This is a genomic window from Paraburkholderia silviterrae (assembly GCF_004353915.1).
Lineage (GTDB): Bacteria > Pseudomonadota > Gammaproteobacteria > Burkholderiales > Burkholderiaceae > Paraburkholderia > Paraburkholderia silviterrae.
The window spans coordinates 32,662-52,017 of sequence record NZ_SMRP01000042.1; the positions used below are offsets into that span (position 1 = coordinate 32,662).

The following is a 19,356-nucleotide window of genomic DNA, read 5'->3' on the forward strand; positions in this document are numbered from 1 at the left end:
GCGCGCCATTACCCTCACTCTGCGAGATAGTCGTGCACCACCGTGCCGAGCCCGAGCGTCAGGTCGCTCAGGATATGCACGCCGGAGATCACCTCGAGCACGGGCAGCGCCGCGACCGGCGCGAGCGCGTGATGGAACAGCTCGAGTGCGGCGGGGCCGTCCCACGCGCCCTTGATTGTGATGTCCTCGCAGAAGTAGCGAACCAGCTCGCAGATCCGCACCGTGCCATCGACGTGCGGAATGATCTTTAGCAGATAGTTCGGCGCCGAGAGCGACGCGAGAATCTTGTCGTGCGGCAGGGCGCGATACTTGTAGCCCATCGTGGCGACCGCGATCGGTACCGGCCCGTATCGCAGCACTCCGCCAATCGTATCTTTTTCGACGCGCAGCTGCGGCGACGCAAGCTTCTTCGGAAACCCCCAGATTTCGCGGCCGCCCGCGATTGGCGCCATGTCGTCGAGATACATGGCATGCACGTAGCCGCCGGGCTGACCGTGCAGCCGTACCGGGATCACCTGTCCGCTCTCGGTGTAGTCGCCAAAGCCGGTCGAATCCGGCATCCGGATGAATTCGAACTTGACGATCGGATCAGTCATCTCCAGCGGCGCGGGGATCACCTTCGCGAGGGCGTCCGGGTCGGTCCGGTACGTAACGATCAGAAACTCGCGATCGACGAAACGATACGGACCCGGTGCAAACGCAGGGCTCGTGAGTGGCATCGCGAATGCGCGCTCTCTCACTTCGGATTCAGTCATCGTGGTGACTCCTGTTGGGCAGATTCCATCGGCGTGAGGTCGCAGACATGAATGCCTTGCGCCATCTCCGTCGCATTGCGCCATGCCTCGGTGGCGATTGCACGGCGTACGTCCGCGTAACCGCCTTCCCACAAGTCCAGCACGGTCGCGCGCGAGAATTCGTAGTCCTTGAAGTCGGATGAGCGCGTGTCGTGGCGGTTGGTGAAGCGCACGAGCAGCACCTCGCCACGCGTGCTGATCGCGGCCAGCCGCTCGACGTCCGGATCGGACTGTGCATTCGCGGACAGCATCGCCAGCACGCGCCGCAGCGACGCGCGCAGCTCCTCCTGCTGCTTGACCCGGGCCGCGTTAAAGCGCACCTTGCTCGCGTACTGCAGGTCCTTCATGCGTTCCTGTGCTCGCCATGACGTGCTCGGGCCCGAGACGCATCCTGGTGTTGTCGAAATACACGGATTCGCCGGTACATATGTTGACCGCCCCGAGTGACAGGCGCACCGCCTTGCTGTTGATGAGATCGAAGTCGGCGAGCTCGTCGAGCGTCGTGCGCAGCGACTCCGTGTCGTAGAAGATCAACGGCGGTGGGCAATCCTGCCTGTGCGGCGCGCGTGGGACGGCGCGCTGCGACCGTGAGGGTGCGTAAAGCCTATGTCGCCACGGCCACGCGGACAATTGGACCTTGGTCCTACTCCGGAGCCGCTTGTCTCTTGCGTGTTGGACCAAAGGCCTATACCCGTTCCGCTTCGGGCCGCATAGCCTGAATCTCAAGGATCGCGGTTACATGGGTAACTGCCGCCTCTGGACTTCTCATGATGGGTGATCCAGATCCATTTGTGGTCATTGTCGACGACGACGAATCGGTGGGCCGGGCGATCAGGCGTCTGCTGCGCTCCGCCGGGATCGGCGCGGACACGTATTTGAGCGGCGAAGAACTTCTGGACACGCTGTCTTCAATGCCCTCTTACCGGCCCGGCTGCGTGATCCTCGACATCCAGATGCCGGGGCTCAATGGGCTGGAAGTGCAGCAACGCCTTGGCGGCAGCGGCATCCCCGTGATTCTGATCACCGCTCACGACGATGTGGGTGTGCGCGCGCAGGCGCTTGCGTCGGGGGCGTTCGGTTACCTGTGCAAGCCCTTTAACGATTCGCTGCTGATCAAGACGGTGCAGGCGGCACTCGGCATTGCTCCGACGCCATGAACCGGGCGCGGGTGGGTGCGATTGGGCGCGACTGGGTGCGATTGGGCGCGACTGGGCGCAATGGGGTATGGGACCAAAGTCCCATTGAGTTTGCCAACAACAGCTACCAGACTTGACCACGAAGGGCCGCGCGAGCCATTCGGGGTCCTGTTCATCTGATCTGGCAACGGGAGTCGGAATCATGATCCAACCTGTTCACAAAGTGACGGTCCTCGCTCTCTTGACCTTGCTCGCCGCGTGCGGCGCCACGCAGCAGACGTCCATGATGGACTCGGGCGCCTCGACACAGACGGTCACGCAGGCCGATCCGACGCTCGACGCGGATTGCAAGGCGGCGCTGGCTTCGCTTTATGCGAATACGCCGCATACCCAGGAGCTTGGCCAGAAGGCGAAGGGCATCCTGATATTTCCGCAAGTCGTCAGAGCGGGATTCATTGCCGGCGTCGCGCACGGCGCGGGCATTCTGTATGAGAACGGCAAGGCTACGGGCTCGTATGCCACGACCTCAGGCACGTTCGGGATGCAGGCTGGCGTTCAGACCTACGGGTATGCCATGTTCTTCATGACCGACAAGGAGCTGAACGACGTGAAAACGAACCCTGGCTTTAGCGTGGGTGTTGCACCGACGATCGTGGTTGCGGACCAGGGTACGGCGAGGAACCTGAACACCACAACGCTCCAGTCCGAGATCTATGCGTTTATTTTCGACCAGAAGGGATTGATGGCCGGATTGGGACTGGAAGGGTCGAAGATCACCAAGATCAGGGATTTTTCACCGTCGTGATGGAACCGGAAGCTGTCCTGGAGTCGTGCGCGAACGCGAATAAATTCGGATGACGAATCAAATTGTAAGGTAATAGAGGCGATACATGAAGCGGCCGCCAAAACAGTCGAACGGTGCGCGAGCGTGCGTCCAGCCTGTGGGCCACCTGCCGGGCGTCGGCAGGCGCGTGGCGGGCGCGCTGATGCTGACGTTCGCGGCGCTCGCATGGGCACAGCCGCAGCCCATTTTCTACCCGGCGAAAGGCCAGAGTGCGCAAAAGCAGCAAAACGACATGACGCAGTGCCAGGGCTGGGCGAAGCAGACGACCGGTGTCGACCCCGTTGCACTGGCACAGCGCTCGGCGAACCAGCCACCGCCGCCTGGTCCGCAAGGCCAGCGGCTCAGGGGCGCTGCCGGCGGCGCCGCGCTCGGCGCGGCGGCAGGCGCGATCGGCGGCGACGCGGGCAAGGGCGCGGCGATCGGAGCGGTCACTGGCACGGTGGCCGGGGCTGTGCGCCAGCGGCGCGAGGCGCAGGCTTACAACCAGCAGGAGCAGGCGGTGCAGCAGAACACGCAGAGCCAGCTCGCAACGTTCAATCGCGCCGTGACGGCCTGCATGAACGGGCGAGGCTATACGAGCCAGTAGCATCGAATGCGGGTGGAGGATTGCGGCCATGAAGAGGTTGGTCACAGCGGCATTCGCCGTTTGTATCGCGCAGACGCAGGATGCCTGCGCCGCACACTTGTGACGCGCTGCGGGAGGTCTTTCATGAGCGACCCGTTGTTTCCCGGCCCTCGACGGTTACGCGGTTTTGCGACCCTCGGGAGCCTCCTGCTGCCGATACTCGTCCTCGTGGCGATGGCGTTTTTCGCTGGCTGCAAGAAGGCGTCGGGCCCGCCGGCGCTCGGCGCGCCAGAGGTGACGGTGATGACGGTCGTTGCCCAGGACACGCCCGTCGATCTCGAGTTCACGGCGCAGACGCAGAGCTCGCGCGAAGTCGAGATTCGCGCGCGCGTGGACGGCTTCCTCGACAAGCGGATGTACACCGAAGGCGAGGAGGTGAAGGCCGGTCAGACGATGTTCCAGATGGACCCGAAGCCGTTCGAGGCCGCGCTGCAGACGGCGCGGGGTCAGCTCGCGCAACAGCAGGCGCGGCTCACGGTTGCGCAGCAGAACCTCGCGCGGGTCAAGCCGCTCGCCGCACAGCAGGCATTGAGCCAGAAGGACCTCGACGATGCGATCGGCAACGAGAAGCAGGCGCAAGCCGCGGTGATTTCGGCGCAAGGGCAGGTCGACACGGCGCAGATCAACCTCGGCTACACGACGATCAAGTCACCGCTGAACGGTCTCGCGAGCTATGCGCGGCAGCAGGACGGCAGCTATCTGATCGCGACCGCATCGGGCCTGCTTACCTACGTCTATCAACTCGATCCGATGTGGGTGAATTTCAGTATTTCGGAAAACGAAATGCTGCACTTCCAGGATCAGATATCGATCGGAAAATTGGTCTTTCCGCCCAATAGCCAGTTCGTCGTGTCGGTCGTACTGGCCAACGGCAAGGAGTTTCCGCAGCAGGGCACCATCAGTTTCGCGAACCCGGCGTTCAGCACCGAGACCGGAACCTTCCTCGTGCGGGCCGTCCTCGCCAATCCGAAAGGCACGCTGCGGCCAGGGCAGTTCGTGCGCGCGCGCGTGTCGGGCGCGGTGCGGCCGAATGCGATCCTCGTGCCGCAGCGAGCGGTGCTGCAGGGCGCGAAGAGCCACTTCGTGTGGGTGGTCGACAGCGAGTCGAAGGCCCATCAGCGCGTCGTCGAGGTTGGCGACTGGAATGGCGACAACTGGTTCATCACCGATGGCCTGAAGGCCGGCGAGCGCATCGTCGTGGACGGCGCGATTCGCGTCGTGCCCGATGTGGCGCTCAAGATCGCCGGCACGGTCGCTTCGACGCAAACCGGTGGCAAGACCGTCGTCGAGAAGGGCGGTGCTTCGGCGCCAGAGGCGCCCGAGGGCGCCCGCCCGATGGCCCAGGGCGCGGCCAGCGGCGCGTCGCAGTAAGGGCGGATCCGATGAACATCTCCCACTTCTGCATCGACCGGCCGATCTTCGCGTCCGTCATTTCGATCGTCATCACGCTCGGTGGCGCGCTGACGATGTTCTCGCTGCCGATCGCGCAGTACCCGGATGTCACGCCGCCGCAAATCACGGTTTCCGCGACTTACCCGGGCGCGAGCGCGGACGTCGTCGCGAACAATGTGGCCGCGCCGCTCGAGGAGCAGGTCAACGGCGCGGACAACATGATCTACATGTATTCGTCCAGCTCGTCGACCGGCAACCTGACGCTCAACGTCTTCTTCGAGATCGGCACCAATCCGGAGCTTGCCCAGGTCGACGTGCAGAACCGCGTGAATCTCGCGCTGCCGCAACTGCCGCAGCAGGTGCAGTCGCAGGGCGTCCAGGTCCAGAAGAAGTCGAACGCCTTCATGATGGTGATCGCGGTTTACTCGCCCGACCAGCGCTTCGACCCGACCTATATTGCGAACTATGCGAACGTCTATGTGCTCGATACGCTCAAGCGGATTCCGGGCGCGAACCAGTCGGCGATCTTCGGCACACCTGACTACGCGATGCGGATCTGGCTGAAGCCGGATCGCATGGCGCAGCTCGGCATTACCGCGGGCGACGTGCAGAACGCGGTGCGCGCGCAGAACCAGCAGTTCGCCGTTGGCACCGTTGGCCAGTCGCCGACCGGCAACCCGGTCGAGCAGTCGTTCGCGGTGACGACTACGGGGCGGCTCGCGACAGCGGAAGAGTTCGACAACATCATCATCAGAGCGGCCAGTAGCGGTGCGGCGATCGTTCGCCTGAAAGACATCGGCCGGGCTGAACTGGGCCAGAAGAGCTATTCGAACCGCACCACCTACCAGGGCAAGCCGGCCACGATCATCGCGGTCTACCAGCAGCCGGGCGCGAACGCGCTCGATGTTTCGAAGCAGGTGCGCGCGACGCTCGATCAACTGAAAAAGGCGTTTCCCGAAGGGCTCGACTATCAGATCGCGATGGACACGACGGACTTCACGCGCGCGTCGATCACCGACGTGATCCACACGTTCTTCGAGGCGCTCGTGCTGGTGGTGATCGTCGTGTACGTGTTCCTGCAGAGCCTGCGCGCGACGATCATTCCGGTGATGGCGGTGCCGGTGTCGATCGTCGGCACGGCGATGGGCATGGCGGAACTGGGCTTCTCGATCAACATGCTGACGCTGTTCGGGATGGTGCTTGCGATCGGCATCGTCGTGGACGATGCGATCGTCGTGATCGAGAACGTCGAGCGCAATATGACCGTCCACAAGCTCAACCCGAAAGACGCGGCCAAGCGCGCGATGGACGAGGTGTCGGGCCCGGTGGTCGCGATCGTGCTCGTGATGTGCGCGGTGTTCGTGCCGGTTGCGTTCCTCGGCGGGATCACCGGGCAGCTGTACAAGCAGTTCGCGATCACGATCGCGATCTCCGTGGTGTTCTCGGGCATCGTGGCGTTGACGCTGTCGCCCGCGTTGGCCGCGATCCTGCTCAAGGAAACGCACCACGAAAAGAAGGGCTTTTTCCTGTGGTTCGACAACAAGTTCGCGCGCATGACGGCCGGCTACGGGCGCGCCGTGCGGTTCGTGATCCGGCGCTACGTGATGGGCATCATCGTTTTCGCGGGCGTGATCGTGCTCGCGGTCCTGATGGCCAAAACGATTCCGGGCGGCTTCCTGCCGCCCGAGGACCAGGGCTACCTGCTCGGCGCGATCATCATGCCGGACGCGGCCAGTCTCGACCGGACCGCGGACGTCGGGGACAAGGTCACCGACTACTTCATGAAGCAGCCCGCGGTGAGCAGCGTCACGATCGTCAATGGATTCAGCCTGCTCGACAGCCAGAACAAGAACAATGCGGGCACGTTCTTCGTCGGCCTGAAGGGCTTCGACGAGCGCTACAAATTCTCGAACATCAAGGAGCAAAACGCGCGCGCGGTGCTGATCAAGGCCTATGAGACGCTTTCGAAGGTCCAGGAGGGCATCGTCGTGCCCGTGAATCCGCCATCCATTCCAGGCCTCGGCACGACGGGCGGCACGGAGATGTGGATCGAAAGCCAGGGGGATGGGTCGATCCAGCAGCTCGCGGCCGTTGTGCAGGACTTCGTGGCGAAGGCGAAGGCGCGGCCCGAGCTCTCCGGCGTGACCTCGACCTTCAACGCGGCTTCGCAGCAACTGCTGGTGAACGTGGACCGGGATCAGGCGGAGACACTCGGTGTGCCGGTCGAAGAGGTGTACAGCGCGATGCAGACGATGTTCGGCTCGCTCTACGTGTCGCAGTTCAACAAGGACGCACGGCTGTGGCAGGTGATCGTGCAGGCCGATCCCCGCTACCGGCTCACGCCGGGCGACCTCGACCAGATCTATGTGCGCAGCCGGACCAACAACATGGTGCCGATCAAGGCGGTGATGACCTACCGCTACGTCACGGGCCCCGACCTGATCACGCGCTTCAACAATTTCCCGGCGGTGAAGATCACCGCGAACGCGGCGCCGGGCTACAGCTCGGGCCAGGTGATCTCGACCTTGCAGGAGCTCGCCGCGCAGATGCCGCCGGGCTACGCCGTCGGCTGGAGCGGCGAGGCATTCGAGGAGATCAAGTCGGGCTCGGCCGGCGGCCTCGTGTTCGTATTCGGCATCATCATGGTGTTCCTGATCCTCGCCGCACAATACGAGAAGTGGTCGCTGCCGTTCGGCGTGCTGATGGCGGTGCCGTTCGCGCTGTTCGGCGCGTTGCTCGCGATCCTGCTGCGCGGCCTGAACAACGACGTCTACTTCCAGATCGGCCTGACGATGCTGATCGCGCTCGCCGCGAAGAACGCGATCCTGATCTTCGAGTTCGCGGTGCTGAACCGGGAGGAGGGCAAGTCGCCGTACGACGCGGCGCTCGTGGCCGCCGAAGAGCGTCTGCGGCCGATCGTGATGACCTCGCTCGCGTTCATCCTTGGCTGCGTGCCGCTCGCCATCGCACTGGGCGCATCGCAGAACAGCCGCCACTCGATCGGCACGGGCGTGATCGGCGGGATGCTGGGCGCCACCGCGATCGCCGTGTTTTTCATCCCGATGTTCTACTGGGCGATCGAGTCGCTCGGCTCTCGCAAGGGCGGCGGCAAGGCAACACCCCAGTCGGGCAGCGGGACGCCACCGGCGGCCCCGGGCGGCTCGGGCTCGCCGCATGTCACGCCGTCCGCACGGCATGAGGATGACTGACATGCGTCCCGCAGCCTTCGCGCGCGTTGCTGCGCCGCTCCTCGTCATCGGATTGCTGCACGGCTGCCTGCTCGGCCCCAACTACGAGCGGCCGAAGGTGGCCGTGCCCGACACGTACCGCTTCCCGTACGCCAACGCGGCGGATGTCGCCAACACCGCATGGTGGGAGCAGTTCGGGGACCCGGTGCTCAACGACCTCGTGAAGACCGCGCTCGCGAACAACCTCAATGTGAAGCAGGCGGGCGCGCGCGTCGACGAGTTCCTGGGCCAGTTCGTGAGCACGCGTTCGGCGTTGTTCCCGCAGGCGAGCGTCGGCTTCGGCGCGTCGCGCCAGCGCGCGTCGCGGGATGGGCCCACACCGATACCGCCCGGCGTCTCGCCGGTGTTCAACGAGTTCCAGCCGAGCGTCTCGGGCTTCTGGAATATCGACCTGTTCGGCCAGGTGCGGCGCGAGACGGAGGCGGCGCGCGCGAATGTGAACGCGGCCGAGCAGAGCCGCCGCGCGACCATCCTCACACTGGTCTCGTCGGTCGCGACGTCGTATATCACGCTGCGCAGCCTCGACGCGCAGCTCGAGATTGCCCAGAGCACGCTGGCGAGCCGTGCCGATTCCGTGCACGTGTTCACGCTGCGCCGGCAGTTCGGCCAGACCTCGGAGATGGAGCTGGCACAGAGCCAGTCCGACTATGAGGCCACGGCGGCGACCATTCCACAGCTCGAGCAGCAGATCGCGCAGCAGGAAGATGCGCTCTCGGTGCTGCTCGGCAGCAATCCGGAGCCCATCCTGCGCGGCCACGCGCTGGCCGATATCGCAACGCCCCTCGTGCCCGCGGGCATGCCATCGGACCTGCTCGATCGCCGGCCCGACCTGTTGCAGGCCGAGCAGAACCTGATCGCGCAAAACGCGCTGATCGGCGCGGCGCGCGCATTGTATTTCCCGCAGATCTCGCTCACGGGGCTGTTTGGCTCGGTCAGCACACAGTTCTCGAACCTCTTCACCGGACCCGCGCGGGTATGGTCGTTTGCCGGGTCGGCAACGCTGCCGATCTTCACGGGCGGCAACATCTACGGCCAGAACAAGCAGGCCGAAGCGCGCCAGCAAGAGGCGCTGTTCGCGTATGAAAATGCGATCCAGGTGGCGTTCCAGCAGGTCGACGATGCGCTGATCGCGGTGCAGAAGTCGCGCGAGCAAGTGGCGATCCAGCGCCGCCAGGTCGACGCGCTGCGCACCTATCTGCGGCTCGCGCGGCTGCGTTACGAGGGGGGCTACACGAGCTACCTGGAGGTGCTCGACGCCGAGCGCAATCTGTTCAGCGCGGAGCTTCAATTCACGCAGACGCAGGCCGCGACGCTCACGAATCTCGTCAATCTCTACATGGCGATGGGCGGCGGCTGGGTCGTAGAGGCGGAGCGGCTGAGCGTGCCCGCACCGGCCCCCGGACAGCCGCAGGCTGCGCAACCCGCCGCGTCACAACCCGCCGCTCAGGTGCCGCAATGACAGCAGGCAAGCTCATTGCATGCCACGAGTGCGACCTCCTGCAGCGTGAAGTGCCCGTGCCGGAGGGTGGGGTGCTGCGCTGCCGCCGCTGTCACGCCGAGTTCTACCGGAACCTCCCGGACAGCCTCGAGCGTGCGCTCGCGCTGTCGCTCGGCGCAGTCGTTCTGTTCGCCATCTCGAATGCGTATCCGATCGTTGGACTGTCGGTCAACGGCACGCTCGTCGAGACGACGCTGATGGGCGCGGTGCGCGTGCTGTATCGGGACGGCAAGTGGCCGCTCGCCAGCCTCGTGTTCGCGACTACGGTGCTCATGCCGATCCTGCAGACCACGGGCATGTTGTGGATGCTGGTGCCGTTGAAGTACGAGCGCGTGCCGTGGGGCGGGCCATGGGTGTTCCGGTTGTGCCATCTGTGCCAGCCGTGGGGGATGACCGAAGTCCTGATTCTCGGCTTGCTGGTCGCGCTCGTGAAGCTCTCGAAGATCGCGGGCGTGGTGGTCGGCCCGGCGCTATGGTCGTTCGGCGCGCTGATGCTGGTCCTCGCAGCGGCTTCGGCCGCCTTCGACACGCACATCCTGTGGTTGCGCGTGGCCGCGGTGGAGCACCGGCATGGGCTGCCCGCGCTCGACGAGTCGTTGCCGCGCGGCGCGCTCACGGCGGCGCAATGCGGTCTCGCGCTGTGCCACGACTGCGGACTGCTCGCGAGTGTGCAGCAGCATGCGCACCATTGCCCGCGCTGTGGCGCGGCGCTGCACCTGCGCAAGCCCGCGAGCCTGTCGCGCACCTGGGCCCTTCTGATTGCCGCCATGGTGATGTACATCCCGGCGAACATGCTGCCGGTGATGTACACGAGCTCGTTGTTCGGCGCCGAGAACGACACGATTCTCTCCGGCGTCGTCTATCTCTGGACATCGGGCTCGTGGCCGCTCGCGATCGTGGTGTTCGTCGCGAGCATCGCGGTGCCGATGCTGAAGATTCTCGCGCTCGTCTACCTGGCGGTCTCCACGCAGATGCACTCGCGCTGGTACCCCGTCGAGCGCACGCGGATCTACCGGATCGTCGAGTTCGTCGGGCGCTGGTCGATGCTCGACATCTACGTGATCACGATGCTCGTCGCGCTGGTGCAGTTTCAGGCGCTCGCAACGATCCAGGCCGGTAACGCGGCGATTGCCTTTGGGGCGGTGGTGGTCCTCACGATGTTCGCGGCGATGGTGTTTGACCCACGTCTGATGTGGGACGAAGCGGAGCAAGATCATGCCAGCACAGGACCCCAAGCCTGATTTCCCCAACGCCGAGGCCGTGCCGCGCTCGCGCTGGCGCCTGCAGCTCATATGGTTCGTGCCGATCCTCGCGGTGTTGATTGGCGGCTCGCTCGCGCTCAAGGCGGTCATCGAAAAAGGCCCGACGATCACCATCAGCTTTGCGACTGCCGAAGGGCTCGAGGCGGGCAAGACCAAGATCAAGTTCAAGAACGTCGATATCGGCATCGTCAAGTCGGTGACGCTCACGCCCGACCACATGCGCGTGCTCGCGACCGCCGACATCAACAAGGACGCGACCGACATGCTGGTCGATAACACGCGTTTCTGGGTCGTGCGTCCGCGCATTTCAGGCGGGACGGTGTCCGGGATCAGCACGCTCCTGTCCGGCTCGTACCTTGGGATGGACGTCGGCAATGCCAAGGCCGAGCGGCGCGACTTCGTCGGCCTCGAAGTGCCGCCGGTGATCGCGAGCGACGTGCCCGGCCGTGAATTCGTCCTGAAGAGCGCGGACATGGGCTCGCTCGACATCGGCTCGCCGGTGTACTTCCGCCGTCTGCAGGTCGGCCAGGTCTCGGGCTACAAGCTCGATCCCGACGGCAGCGGCGTGACGCTGCACGTGTTCATCAACGCACCGTACGACAAGTTCGTGCTTGCGGACACGCGCTTCTGGCATGCGAGCGGCGTCGACGTGAAGGTCGGCTCCAATGGCATTCAGGTCAACACGCAGTCGCTGGTGTCGATCATGATAGGCGGCGTGGCGTTCGAAGCGCCGCCCGACGGACTCGACAAGACCGTTGCCACGAACGGCTCGACGTTCACGCTGTTCCCGGACCGGACCGAGGCGATGAAGGCGCATTACCGGATCGTCGTCAAGTACGTGGCCAACTTCAATGAATCGGTGCGAGGCCTGACGGTGGGCGCGCCCGTCGATTTCCGCGGCATCGTGATCGGCGAAGTGACGGCAATCTATACGCGCTTCGATCCGAAGACCGAGAAGTTCACCATTCCGGTGGAATTCAATCTCTATCCGGCGCTCTTCACGTCCCGCTACAGGACCCGGGCGGCGACCGACACCGACGACCGGTTGACCAACCAGCCCTACGCGCTCGCAGACAGCCTCGTCGCAAAGGGACTGCGCCTGCAGCTGAGAACCGGCAACCTGCTGACCGGGCAACTGTACCTGGCCGTCGACTTCTTCCCCGACGCGCCGAAGGCCATGGTCGACTGGCAGTCCTCGCCTCCGGCGCTGCCCACGATTCCCGGCAACCTGCAACGGTTGCAGGACGATGTCACGCAGCTCGTGGCGAAGCTGAACAAGATTCCGTTCGAGGCGATTGGCAAGAACACGCAACAGACGCTCGCGAGCGCAAACACGCTGCTCAACCATCTCGACACCGAGATCGTCCCGCAGGCGCAGGACACACTGGTGGCGGCGCACGCCGCGCTCGGCGCCGCCACCAACGCGCTGCAGCCGAACTCGGCGCTGCAGCAGAACACCGCCGACGCGATGCAGGAGCTGGCGCGCACGGCCGCGTCCTTCCGCACCCTTGCTGATTATCTGGAGCGGCATCCGGAAGCGTTGATTCGCGGAAAGTCGCAGGAGACCCAGCCGTGAAGCGCACATTCCTGTTCCCCGCTGCCGTGCTGATCGCAGGCCTCGCTGGCGGCTGCAGCAGTTCCCCGACCGCCAGCTTCTATCGCCTGAAGCCGGACGCCACGCTCACCACCCTGGGCACCGCCGCGCCGCTGTATGTCGTGGTGAGCCCTGTCACCATTCCGGAGCTGGTCGACCGGCCGCAGATCGTCGTGACCCTCGCCGGTAACCAGGTCTCGCCCAACGAATTTCAGCGCTGGGCCGACCCGCTGAAAAGCGACATCCAGCGCGCAATCGCTGGCGACCTCGCGGCGTTGCTCGGGTCTGAGCACGTGAGCGTTTTTGGTGCCGACTCCGGCGGGCCGCCGGTGTGGCGCGTGCGCGTCGATGTGATGCGCTTCGATTCGGTGGTGGGGGAGACAGCGAGCGTCGACGCGCTATGGACGATCTGGCCGCCGAAGGAGACGAAGCCGATCCTCGGGCACACGTCCGCGCGCGAGCCGGTGCAAGGGCAGGGCTATGACGCGCTCGTGGCTGCGCACGATCGGGCGCTGGCTTCGGTGAGCCGCGATATTGCAGCGGCCATCCAGGCGGACTTGCCGCGATGACCCGCGCGGGCGCGGCTCCTGGGTGTCTGCCGTGCCGGCTTCGCACGTCTTGATCGAGAGGCGTTGGGGTGGCGGCGAGCGCCGTCAATTGCAGCCGTGACTGTTGGCGGTTCGATAACACGTGGTGCCGCCGGGCCCCTTGACCACGCCTTTGCCATTCATCGTTTTTGCTTCGCCGCCCCGGTTCGTCTGGGTCGTGCGCACGCCATTCTGATTCACCTGGGATGTCCAGGCCGTGCCGGTATTGCGGTTATAGCCTCCAGCGGTCTGACCATTGCCGCAGACCGTTTCGCCACGGGCATTCGTTGCGCATGTTGCATACGCATGGGCGCTGAGCAATGCGCATACCAGTATCATCAGGGTCTTCATGGAAGTTCTCCTGCAAGTGCTGAATCCGTCGAGAAAGCCTGGTTATGCAGACCGAATTCTGATGCCAGGGCGATGGAGATCTGGCCGGCTCGCCACCTACAAGTCTAGGTCGTCCCCATTCGCTTTTCTTCCGGAACGACTTGTTTTTCTTGTGTCCCGATACAGATAGATATCCTGATTATTTATGGACACCGTGAAGGCGTCTTGCCCGCGCGTTCACCCCCTGCAACAAATCCTTCACGAAGTGCCTATACGGTAGTGTCGATTGACCTTGAGTTCGTCCGAACAAGAAGTATTCAATTCCTTACGGAGACGTTACAAATGGCCATCGCAATCGATCGTTCCGCATTTCGTCCCACGCTTCTCGCCCTTGCAATCGCCTGTGCCAGCACCGGCGCCATCGCCCAGCCCGCCTTCGGCGGACCGGGCCTGCTGGTCGTGAGCCGCGGCGTCTACGACAACGCGTCCAGCAACGTGCAGACCGGCGAGGTGCTGCCGCCGAAATGCGCAAGCACGCAGGCCGGCTGCCCGACCGGCAACGGCGCAACCAATGACGGCACCTACCCGTATGTCTGGAACAACGCGCTCTACGATGGGAGCTTCGGCCTCACGGCGCGCGTCTTCCTCGACGCCATCACGCCGGGCGGCGAAGTCGTCCATTCGCTCGAAGTGCCGAACAGCCTGCATCCCGGCGACGGTCACGACCAGCTCGTGACGAGCTTCAGCTCCAAGTCGGAGCTCGCGCTCAACCTCTCGGCGGACGGCCGCTACCTGACGTTCATGGGCTACGTCGCGCCGGTCAATGCCATCGACGTGTCGAATTCGAACACGCCGGGCGCGAATGATCCGACGAATCCGGATGGCGTGGCGTACTACCGCGCCGTTGCGCGCGTCGACCGCGAAGGGCACTTCACCTTCACCGAGACCAACGCCTATAGCGGCAACAACGGCCGCGCCGCGATCCTGAACAACAGCAACGCGAACGGCAATGGCGACGGCTTCTACTACACGGTCGGCAACGCGGGCAACGGCTCGAACCCGCAGCCCACGAACGTGATTCTCGGCGCGGGCTCGCAGTTCATCGCGGCCACGCACGAACACGAAGCGCAGCAAACGCCGGGCACGCCCGCGCCGCTCGCGAGCTTCTCCGTCACGCAGCTTGGCGCGAAGGCCGACAAGGTGGGCAAGGACGATAACTTCCGCGGCCTGACCGTGTTCAACAACGTCGTGTACTTCACGAAGGGCAGCGGCGGCAATGGCGTGAATACGGTGTACTTCGTCGATACGACGGGCACGGCGTGTCCCTCGGGCGTGGGCGTGCCGGCACAGGGCGCGAAGCTGCCCACGCAACCGCTCGCCTATAACGCGGCGACGGTCCAGTCGAGCGGCCTGCCGAGCAACGTGTGCGTGCTCGCTGGCTTCCCGACTACGCCGAACAAGACGGCGACTACGACGGCCTATCCGTTCGGCGTCTGGTTCGCCGACGCGAACACGCTCTATGTCGCCGACGAAGGCGACGGCTACGCGGGCGGCGCCGACCTCTACACGCACGCTGCGGCGCAGACCACCGCGGGCCTGCAAAAGTGGGTGTACAACGCGGGCACGAAGTCGTGGAAGCTTGCCTACACGCTGCAAAACGGCCTGGGTCTGGGCACGGCCTATACGGTGCAGGGCTACCCATCCGGCTCGAACAGCGCGACCGGCCTGCCGTGGGCGCCGGCCACCGACGGCCTGCGCAATCTCACCGGGCATGTCGATAACGACGGCACGGTCACGCTCTGGGCGATCACCTCGACGGTGAGCGGCAACGGCGATCAGGGCGCGGACCCGAACCGCCTCGTCGCGATCCGCGACGTGTTGCACAACAGCCAGGCGAGCGGCGCGACGCAGGAGCAATTCGTCACGGTGCGCAATGCCGGCTTTGGCGAGGTGCTGCGCGGTGTTTCGCTCGCGCCGGGTGCAATCAACGGCAAGTGGTTCTGAGCACGCAAGCGTAACGACTGCGGGTGTTCCACACACTCGCGGCCGGACGGTTGATCAGGAACCGTGGATGCATGCGCGATGCGCATGCATCCAGCAATCGCAAGCGAGGCTCAGGCCATCGGCGTAGCGAGAGGCGCGCCGAAGATGGCGGTCTGATACTCGGCGAGCAGCGCGGGTTCTTCGATCGACCCGTGATGATGGAGCTGCCGCCACGCGTCATCGATCTTCGCGAACCAGCGCGTCGTGCGAATGCGCAACGGGATCGTGCGATCGGGCAGCACGCAGGTCCCTTCCGCGCGGCCGACGAACAAGTGCCAGTCGTCACCGCCTTCCGGCGTGAAGTCGTGGAACGCGACCTGCACGCGCGCCGGACCTTCAAAGAGCGCCTGGTAACCCGCGCGAATGGCGGGCCAGCCGTGCCGAATCCGGCCAATGGGATTGGCCATGCTCGGACGCTCGCCCGGCGCCCAGTTGGCCGCGAGCGCGTCCAGATCGCCGGTGTTGAAGGCGCGATAGAAGGCCACTAGCGCTTCCAGCGGACTGCCCTCGGTAGCGAGTTCACGGTGCGTTTGTTGCTGGCCCGGTCGAGCATCCAGAGATCGCGCAGGCACGCGTGTTTACCGAAGAGCTCGTGCTCGTTGCGAGTCCTGCGGTGTCCTCATTAAAGGATCTGGCGAAGATTGCGGACCTTAAAGCCGTGGTGTTTCAGTTCGGCTGTTCGTATCGGCAGCGGTTGGAGGCATTTCTCTATGGGCGCGGGCTCGTCGTGGCCAAGCCGCTGGAGTTCGGTTCGCTCGACGCGATTCTGAGTTGCGTCGCGGCGGGCGTTGGCGTGACGCTGCTGCCGCAGGGTGTGGTCGCGCAAGCGGCCGCCGCAGGCAAGGTTAGCGCGCATCGTATGCCAGCGGAGCTGGCGCGTATGCAGACGCTGTTTATTCGGCGGCGCGATGGGTATGTTTCGAGCGCGTTGGGGGCGTTTCTGGAGATGGCGGAGGGGGCGGCGCGGGGGAAGCTTAGGGCGGCTTAGGTGGTTGTCGACGTTTGGAGCGGTGCATATGGGCGCTGCTGGAGGTGCCTGGCGTTGCCGGCACGGTGGAGCACATTCTCATCGCGCGAAGCCGTTGAGGCATGAGCGAATTGCGAAATCGTGCGTTCGAAGCGTTGGGTCATTTGGCGGCCTCCGGTTTACCGTACAACTCGCGAATGCGCTGTTCCTTTTCCTCGCGCTTCTGCTTGCGCATCGCGGGAGTGACGTACGGGTAATCGCGTCGGATGTAGATGGAACTCAAGCGCAACATGTCTGCGTTCATGTTGTCTCTGTAGCTAAAAAACATATCGACATCGACCGGCACGCGCCCGCTTTCATGCGGGTTGGCCCGATAGCGACAAATTAGAATTCCACGTGCTGGTGCTGGTGATGGATAACAGTTTCTCTTATTCTCCTTCCCATCAATACCAACCCAATAGTTCGCAAGATCGAGCTCCCTTTCTAAGGAGCCTTTGCTCAATTCGCCAGTCAAATCATAGAAATCAATTTCGAACTTTACTGGAACCACGGGAACCAGCGTTCTATCCTCAACATCGTTAAGTGGGTCAGAATATGTCGTAATCGTTGTCTGCGAATCTGGTAATTTACTATTGCGGTACTCGTAACTAATCCCGGGATCATCCGGACTATTTTCTGTAGATTTTAATTCTCCGAAGGCGAACTGCTTCGGGTTAAATGGTTTATCATCGCGCAGAACGCCCATCACTTCATTGAGTAGGCTGGATAGTGCAGTACTTTGCTCCTTGGTGATCTGCTTAGGCATTTGCGCCGCCTCCAATTGCATTGATGGTTTTGAGGTATTCTCTTGTGCATGAGCCGGGATTGCGCATGGAATCAGGATCAGATTTGTCATTAGACCAATACGAATCCACGAGATCCCCGCAACTGAAAGCATCTTCTTCATGCAATTGACTCCTGTAGCCTGTCTCATGGTCTGCCATTTTCCTCGCTACTTCTGATGTAACGTTCAGTAGTTTGCAAATCTCGGCCTCTACCGCCTCCTGATCATTGGCCAAAAATTCGTATCCCGATTTGTCCTTGTTTCCCATGATTGTCCAGTAGTAGTCGAACATCAACATTCGATGTACGCCAATACGAACAAGGTCGTTGTTTGGAAACGGAGTTGTCTGGGCGCACAACAGGATGTTCTTCGCTACGTTAATTTCTTGAAAAACCACGAATTCCTTCAACTTCTCGTAGTCACTTGGATTGCTGTGGTAAAGGGAGAGCATCCAGAATTTCTGTTGGCAATGCCTCGCTTCGTGATACATCGTATTAGAAATTGTCTGCATGCGAGCATGATTATCAAACACCGCGGATTTCTTTATAGTTTCGTCAGTCATTTTGCTGATTGCAATTTCATTGGTGGCGATGTGATCGATTCTATTTTTATTAATTACTAACGCCCATGTTGGATTATGGAAACATCCGTTATAGTCTGACTTCATTCCAAAATCATCCCATTGATCTGGGCCAGCCACAATTATTTTTGGCATTGCACGTACGGGAAGACCAAACGATCCATATTGCAATGCAGCCAAAATTGCACCCCGAACCACGGGTTTAACTGCGTCATTGACCGCGTCGGAGGATTTGCCCGACAACCCTACCCAATCCATGCCTGTCAAAGCTGACTTCATCGCCTTGGTATATGCCTTCGCGACGGGATACTGAATTTTCCCCACGAACAGGTACTTCGGGTCGTCCGCCTTCCCACCTGAGAGGAACTGGTAGGTGCGCAGTCCGAAGTTGAGTGGATCACATCCCATGTATGTGGCTGGCTTCCCCTGCGATGTTGTATTCGTGGGGGGCGTGCTGATGGTTTTACCGCCTACGGTCGTTGTACGTTGTGCCGCGACCTCTACAGCCGGCATTGCTACATCGGCCTGTTCGTACACTGTGGTCTGAGCAATCCCAATTATCTGTTCCGGGTTAGTCTGCGACAGCAACTCGATCATGCCGAACGACACGACGTTACTCGTCGCCATCTGCATTTCGCCCAGTTCGTTTGTGACGCCCTGGATGATTTGCCCATCGTCCAGCGTGAGGCGGTATGGCTGATTCGGGACCGGAAAACCACCACCGCTCTCGACGAGCACATGATGGGCGGCGAGCTTGCCAGGATTCTCGGACGTAACCGGGAACTGCACAGGTGGCGCCTGCGGGTCATCCGTCGCGTGATTTGCTGCATGGACGAGGTATTGCCCATCGGTATACGTGAAGATGCCCTGAGGCGTGAAGCGGACCGTTGTGTTCTCAACCTTGATCTCGACGCATTGCCGAGCCGTCAGCCTGATCACTCCATCAGTGCTCGTCTGGGTTATATCACCCCTCGCAGTCATATCGATTCCGTTCAAGCGCGATTCAATGCGCACAAGTTCACGGGCAATGAAGCTCATGGACTTGTAGGCAAAGAAAGACACCACGCGCCGGACCGAAACGAACAGTGACTTCGCGGCAATCGCCACATCGCCGCCCGCCGTAAGCGCGGTATTCTCGCGACTCGCAATGTGCGTGCTGCATTCCGCCGCCGTGTGCACATTAGCTGCGCTGGAGATGACAATGTCGGGGTTGTCGAACTCCGGGAATTCTCCGCCCTCTTTGCCGCGAAGTGCGGCGTTGGCGTCCTTGATGGCCCGCGTTACGTCCGTCTGGTTGTCCGTCGCCTCCTGCGCGCCGTGCTTCTGTGCACTCTGCGCCAGCTCCTCGTGAATTCCGCGCGCCTCGGTCAGGTGCGAGTGCGTCTCGCCCATGTCCTTGGCTTTGCCCGCCGCCTTCTCACGGCCAAACGTGGTCAGCAGCAGACCGAGCGCTGCGCGCAGCGCCCCCCATCGGTCGCTGCGTAGCTCGAAGCCCTCGCCCCTGGCATCCTGCCGGCCCGCATTGCCCTCGATGCGTGTGATATAGCCCAGGCTCAGGCTCGACTTTCCGCGATCGCTCGCGAGCTGGGCCTGCTGCCGGTTCTCGGTGTCGTCCAGCGCGAGATGGTTGGTC

17 protein-coding genes and 1 pseudogene are annotated in these 19,356 nt (G+C 62.9%); 11 read left to right on the plus strand and 7 right to left on the minus strand.

Features of this window, described 5'->3' with window-relative positions:
• Positions 1-14: 14 nt before the first annotated feature.
• The 3 genes from EYW47_RS37390 to EYW47_RS42265 are packed head-to-tail and all read right to left on the minus strand — an operon-like array spanning position 15 to position 1,328.
• On the minus strand, positions 15-755 hold the full coding sequence (locus tag EYW47_RS37390) for an acetoacetate decarboxylase (protein ID WP_133199834.1): 741 nt from the start codon (positions 753-755) through the stop codon (positions 15-17).
• The gene (locus EYW47_RS42260) at positions 752-1,141 is read right to left on the minus strand and encodes a DUF3734 domain-containing protein (RefSeq protein WP_240764085.1); all 390 of its coding nucleotides are present in this window, start codon (positions 1,139-1,141) and stop codon (positions 752-754) included. The genes EYW47_RS37390 and EYW47_RS42260 overlap by 4 nt, the downstream gene beginning before the upstream one ends.
• Entirely contained in the window at positions 1,104-1,328 is a 225-nt protein-coding gene (locus EYW47_RS42265; RefSeq protein WP_240764086.1) for a patatin-like phospholipase domain-containing protein, read from the minus strand. Before EYW47_RS42265 ends, EYW47_RS42260 begins: the two co-directional genes overlap by 38 nt.
• 236 nt (positions 1,329-1,564) lie before the next feature.
• Between EYW47_RS42265 and EYW47_RS37400 the strand changes: the two genes are divergently transcribed.
• From EYW47_RS37400 to EYW47_RS37440, 9 genes are all read left to right on the plus strand, one after another.
• On the plus strand, positions 1,565-1,951 hold the full coding sequence (locus EYW47_RS37400; protein WP_133199850.1) for a response regulator transcription factor: 387 nt from the start codon (positions 1,565-1,567) through the stop codon (positions 1,949-1,951).
• A gap of 181 nt (positions 1,952-2,132) precedes the next feature.
• Positions 2,133-2,735: a lipid-binding SYLF domain-containing protein gene (locus EYW47_RS37405; protein ID WP_133199835.1), complete on the plus strand. Its 603-nt coding sequence runs from the start codon at positions 2,133-2,135 to the stop codon at positions 2,733-2,735.
• 181 nt (positions 2,736-2,916) lie between these two features.
• Positions 2,917-3,360, plus strand: coding sequence for a YMGG-like glycine zipper-containing protein (locus EYW47_RS37410; RefSeq protein ID WP_133199851.1), 444 nt, complete (start codon positions 2,917-2,919; stop codon positions 3,358-3,360).
• Positions 3,361-3,573: 213 nt separating this feature from the next.
• The gene (locus EYW47_RS37415; protein ID WP_240764089.1) at positions 3,574-4,770 is read left to right on the plus strand and encodes an efflux RND transporter periplasmic adaptor subunit; all 1,197 of its coding nucleotides are present in this window, start codon (positions 3,574-3,576) and stop codon (positions 4,768-4,770) included.
• Between the two features lie 11 nt (positions 4,771-4,781).
• The gene (locus EYW47_RS37420; protein ID WP_133199837.1) at positions 4,782-8,000 is read left to right on the plus strand and encodes an efflux RND transporter permease subunit; all 3,219 of its coding nucleotides are present in this window, start codon (positions 4,782-4,784) and stop codon (positions 7,998-8,000) included.
• A gap of 1 nt (position 8,001) precedes the next feature.
• Positions 8,002-9,498, plus strand: a complete 1,497-nt coding sequence (locus EYW47_RS37425; RefSeq protein ID WP_133199838.1) for an efflux transporter outer membrane subunit — start codon at positions 8,002-8,004, stop codon at positions 9,496-9,498.
• Complete coding sequence (locus EYW47_RS37430; protein ID WP_133199839.1) at positions 9,495-10,778, plus strand: paraquat-inducible protein A; 1,284 nt, start codon at positions 9,495-9,497, stop codon at positions 10,776-10,778. The genes EYW47_RS37425 and EYW47_RS37430 overlap by 4 nt, the downstream gene beginning before the upstream one ends.
• Positions 10,753-12,375, plus strand: coding sequence for a PqiB family protein (locus EYW47_RS37435; RefSeq protein ID WP_133199840.1), 1,623 nt, complete (start codon positions 10,753-10,755; stop codon positions 12,373-12,375). Before EYW47_RS37430 ends, EYW47_RS37435 begins: the two co-directional genes overlap by 26 nt.
• The gene (locus EYW47_RS37440) at positions 12,372-12,962 is read left to right on the plus strand and encodes a PqiC family protein (RefSeq protein WP_133199841.1); all 591 of its coding nucleotides are present in this window, start codon (positions 12,372-12,374) and stop codon (positions 12,960-12,962) included. The genes EYW47_RS37435 and EYW47_RS37440 overlap by 4 nt, the downstream gene beginning before the upstream one ends.
• 84 nt (positions 12,963-13,046) lie before the next feature.
• Here the strand turns inward: EYW47_RS37440 and EYW47_RS37445 are convergent, their stop codons facing one another.
• The gene (locus tag EYW47_RS37445; RefSeq protein ID WP_133199842.1) at positions 13,047-13,331 is read right to left on the minus strand and encodes a hypothetical protein; all 285 of its coding nucleotides are present in this window, start codon (positions 13,329-13,331) and stop codon (positions 13,047-13,049) included.
• A 321-nt stretch (positions 13,332-13,652) separates the two neighbouring features.
• Here EYW47_RS37445 and EYW47_RS37450 point away from each other — a divergent pair, with 321 nt between their 5' ends.
• On the plus strand, positions 13,653-15,314 hold the full coding sequence (locus EYW47_RS37450) for a hypothetical protein (RefSeq protein ID WP_133199843.1): 1,662 nt from the start codon (positions 13,653-13,655) through the stop codon (positions 15,312-15,314).
• A 110-nt stretch (positions 15,315-15,424) separates the two neighbouring features.
• Here the strand turns inward: EYW47_RS37450 and EYW47_RS37455 are convergent, their stop codons facing one another.
• Positions 15,425-15,838 carry a YybH family protein gene (locus tag EYW47_RS37455; RefSeq protein WP_205710222.1) on the minus strand — a complete coding sequence of 138 codons (414 nt, stop codon included), beginning with the start codon at positions 15,836-15,838 and terminating at the stop codon, positions 15,425-15,427.
• A gap of 44 nt (positions 15,839-15,882) precedes the next feature.
• Between EYW47_RS37455 and EYW47_RS37460 the strand changes: the two are divergent.
• Positions 15,883-16,341: pseudogene (locus EYW47_RS37460) on the plus strand (LysR substrate-binding domain-containing protein); the annotation flags it as partial.
• Positions 16,342-16,480: 139 nt separating this feature from the next.
• On the opposite strand, the gene EYW47_RS41195 reads toward EYW47_RS37460, so the two are convergent.
• Both EYW47_RS41195 and EYW47_RS37465 read right to left on the minus strand, forming a co-directional pair.
• Positions 16,481-17,125, minus strand: a complete 645-nt coding sequence (locus EYW47_RS41195; RefSeq protein WP_165976789.1) for a hypothetical protein — start codon at positions 17,123-17,125, stop codon at positions 16,481-16,483.
• Positions 17,118-19,356, minus strand: a 2,239-nt coding sequence (locus EYW47_RS37465) for a type VI secretion system Vgr family protein (protein ID WP_133199845.1), incomplete at its 5' end; no start/stop codon positions are given. The genes EYW47_RS37465 and EYW47_RS41195, both read right to left, overlap by 8 nt.

Excerpts from the sequence above, each read along its gene's own strand:
- EYW47_RS37390 (WP_133199834.1), bottom strand. The coding sequence starts at position 755 with ATGACTGAATCCGAAGTGAGAGAGCGCGCATTCGCGATGCCACTCACG.
- EYW47_RS42260 (WP_240764085.1), bottom strand. The coding sequence starts at position 1,141 with ATGAAGGACCTGCAGTACGCGAGCAAGGTGCGCTTTAACGCGGCCCGG.
- EYW47_RS37400 (WP_133199850.1), top strand. The coding sequence starts at position 1,565 with ATGGGTGATCCAGATCCATTTGTGGTCATTGTCGACGACGACGAATCG.
- EYW47_RS37405 (WP_133199835.1), top strand. The coding sequence starts at position 2,133 with ATGATCCAACCTGTTCACAAAGTGACGGTCCTCGCTCTCTTGACCTTG.
- EYW47_RS37410 (WP_133199851.1), top strand. The coding sequence starts at position 2,917 with ATGCTGACGTTCGCGGCGCTCGCATGGGCACAGCCGCAGCCCATTTTC.
- EYW47_RS37415 (WP_240764089.1), top strand. The coding sequence starts at position 3,574 with ATGGCGTTTTTCGCTGGCTGCAAGAAGGCGTCGGGCCCGCCGGCGCTC.
- EYW47_RS37420 (WP_133199837.1), top strand. The coding sequence starts at position 4,782 with ATGAACATCTCCCACTTCTGCATCGACCGGCCGATCTTCGCGTCCGTC.
- EYW47_RS37425 (WP_133199838.1), top strand. The coding sequence starts at position 8,002 with ATGCGTCCCGCAGCCTTCGCGCGCGTTGCTGCGCCGCTCCTCGTCATC.
- EYW47_RS37430 (WP_133199839.1), top strand. The coding sequence starts at position 9,495 with ATGACAGCAGGCAAGCTCATTGCATGCCACGAGTGCGACCTCCTGCAG.
- EYW47_RS37435 (WP_133199840.1), top strand. The coding sequence starts at position 10,753 with ATGCCAGCACAGGACCCCAAGCCTGATTTCCCCAACGCCGAGGCCGTG.
- EYW47_RS37445 (WP_133199842.1), bottom strand. The coding sequence starts at position 13,331 with ATGAAGACCCTGATGATACTGGTATGCGCATTGCTCAGCGCCCATGCG.
- EYW47_RS37450 (WP_133199843.1), top strand. The coding sequence starts at position 13,653 with ATGGCCATCGCAATCGATCGTTCCGCATTTCGTCCCACGCTTCTCGCC.
- EYW47_RS41195 (WP_165976789.1), bottom strand. The coding sequence starts at position 17,125 with ATGCCTAAGCAGATCACCAAGGAGCAAAGTACTGCACTATCCAGCCTA.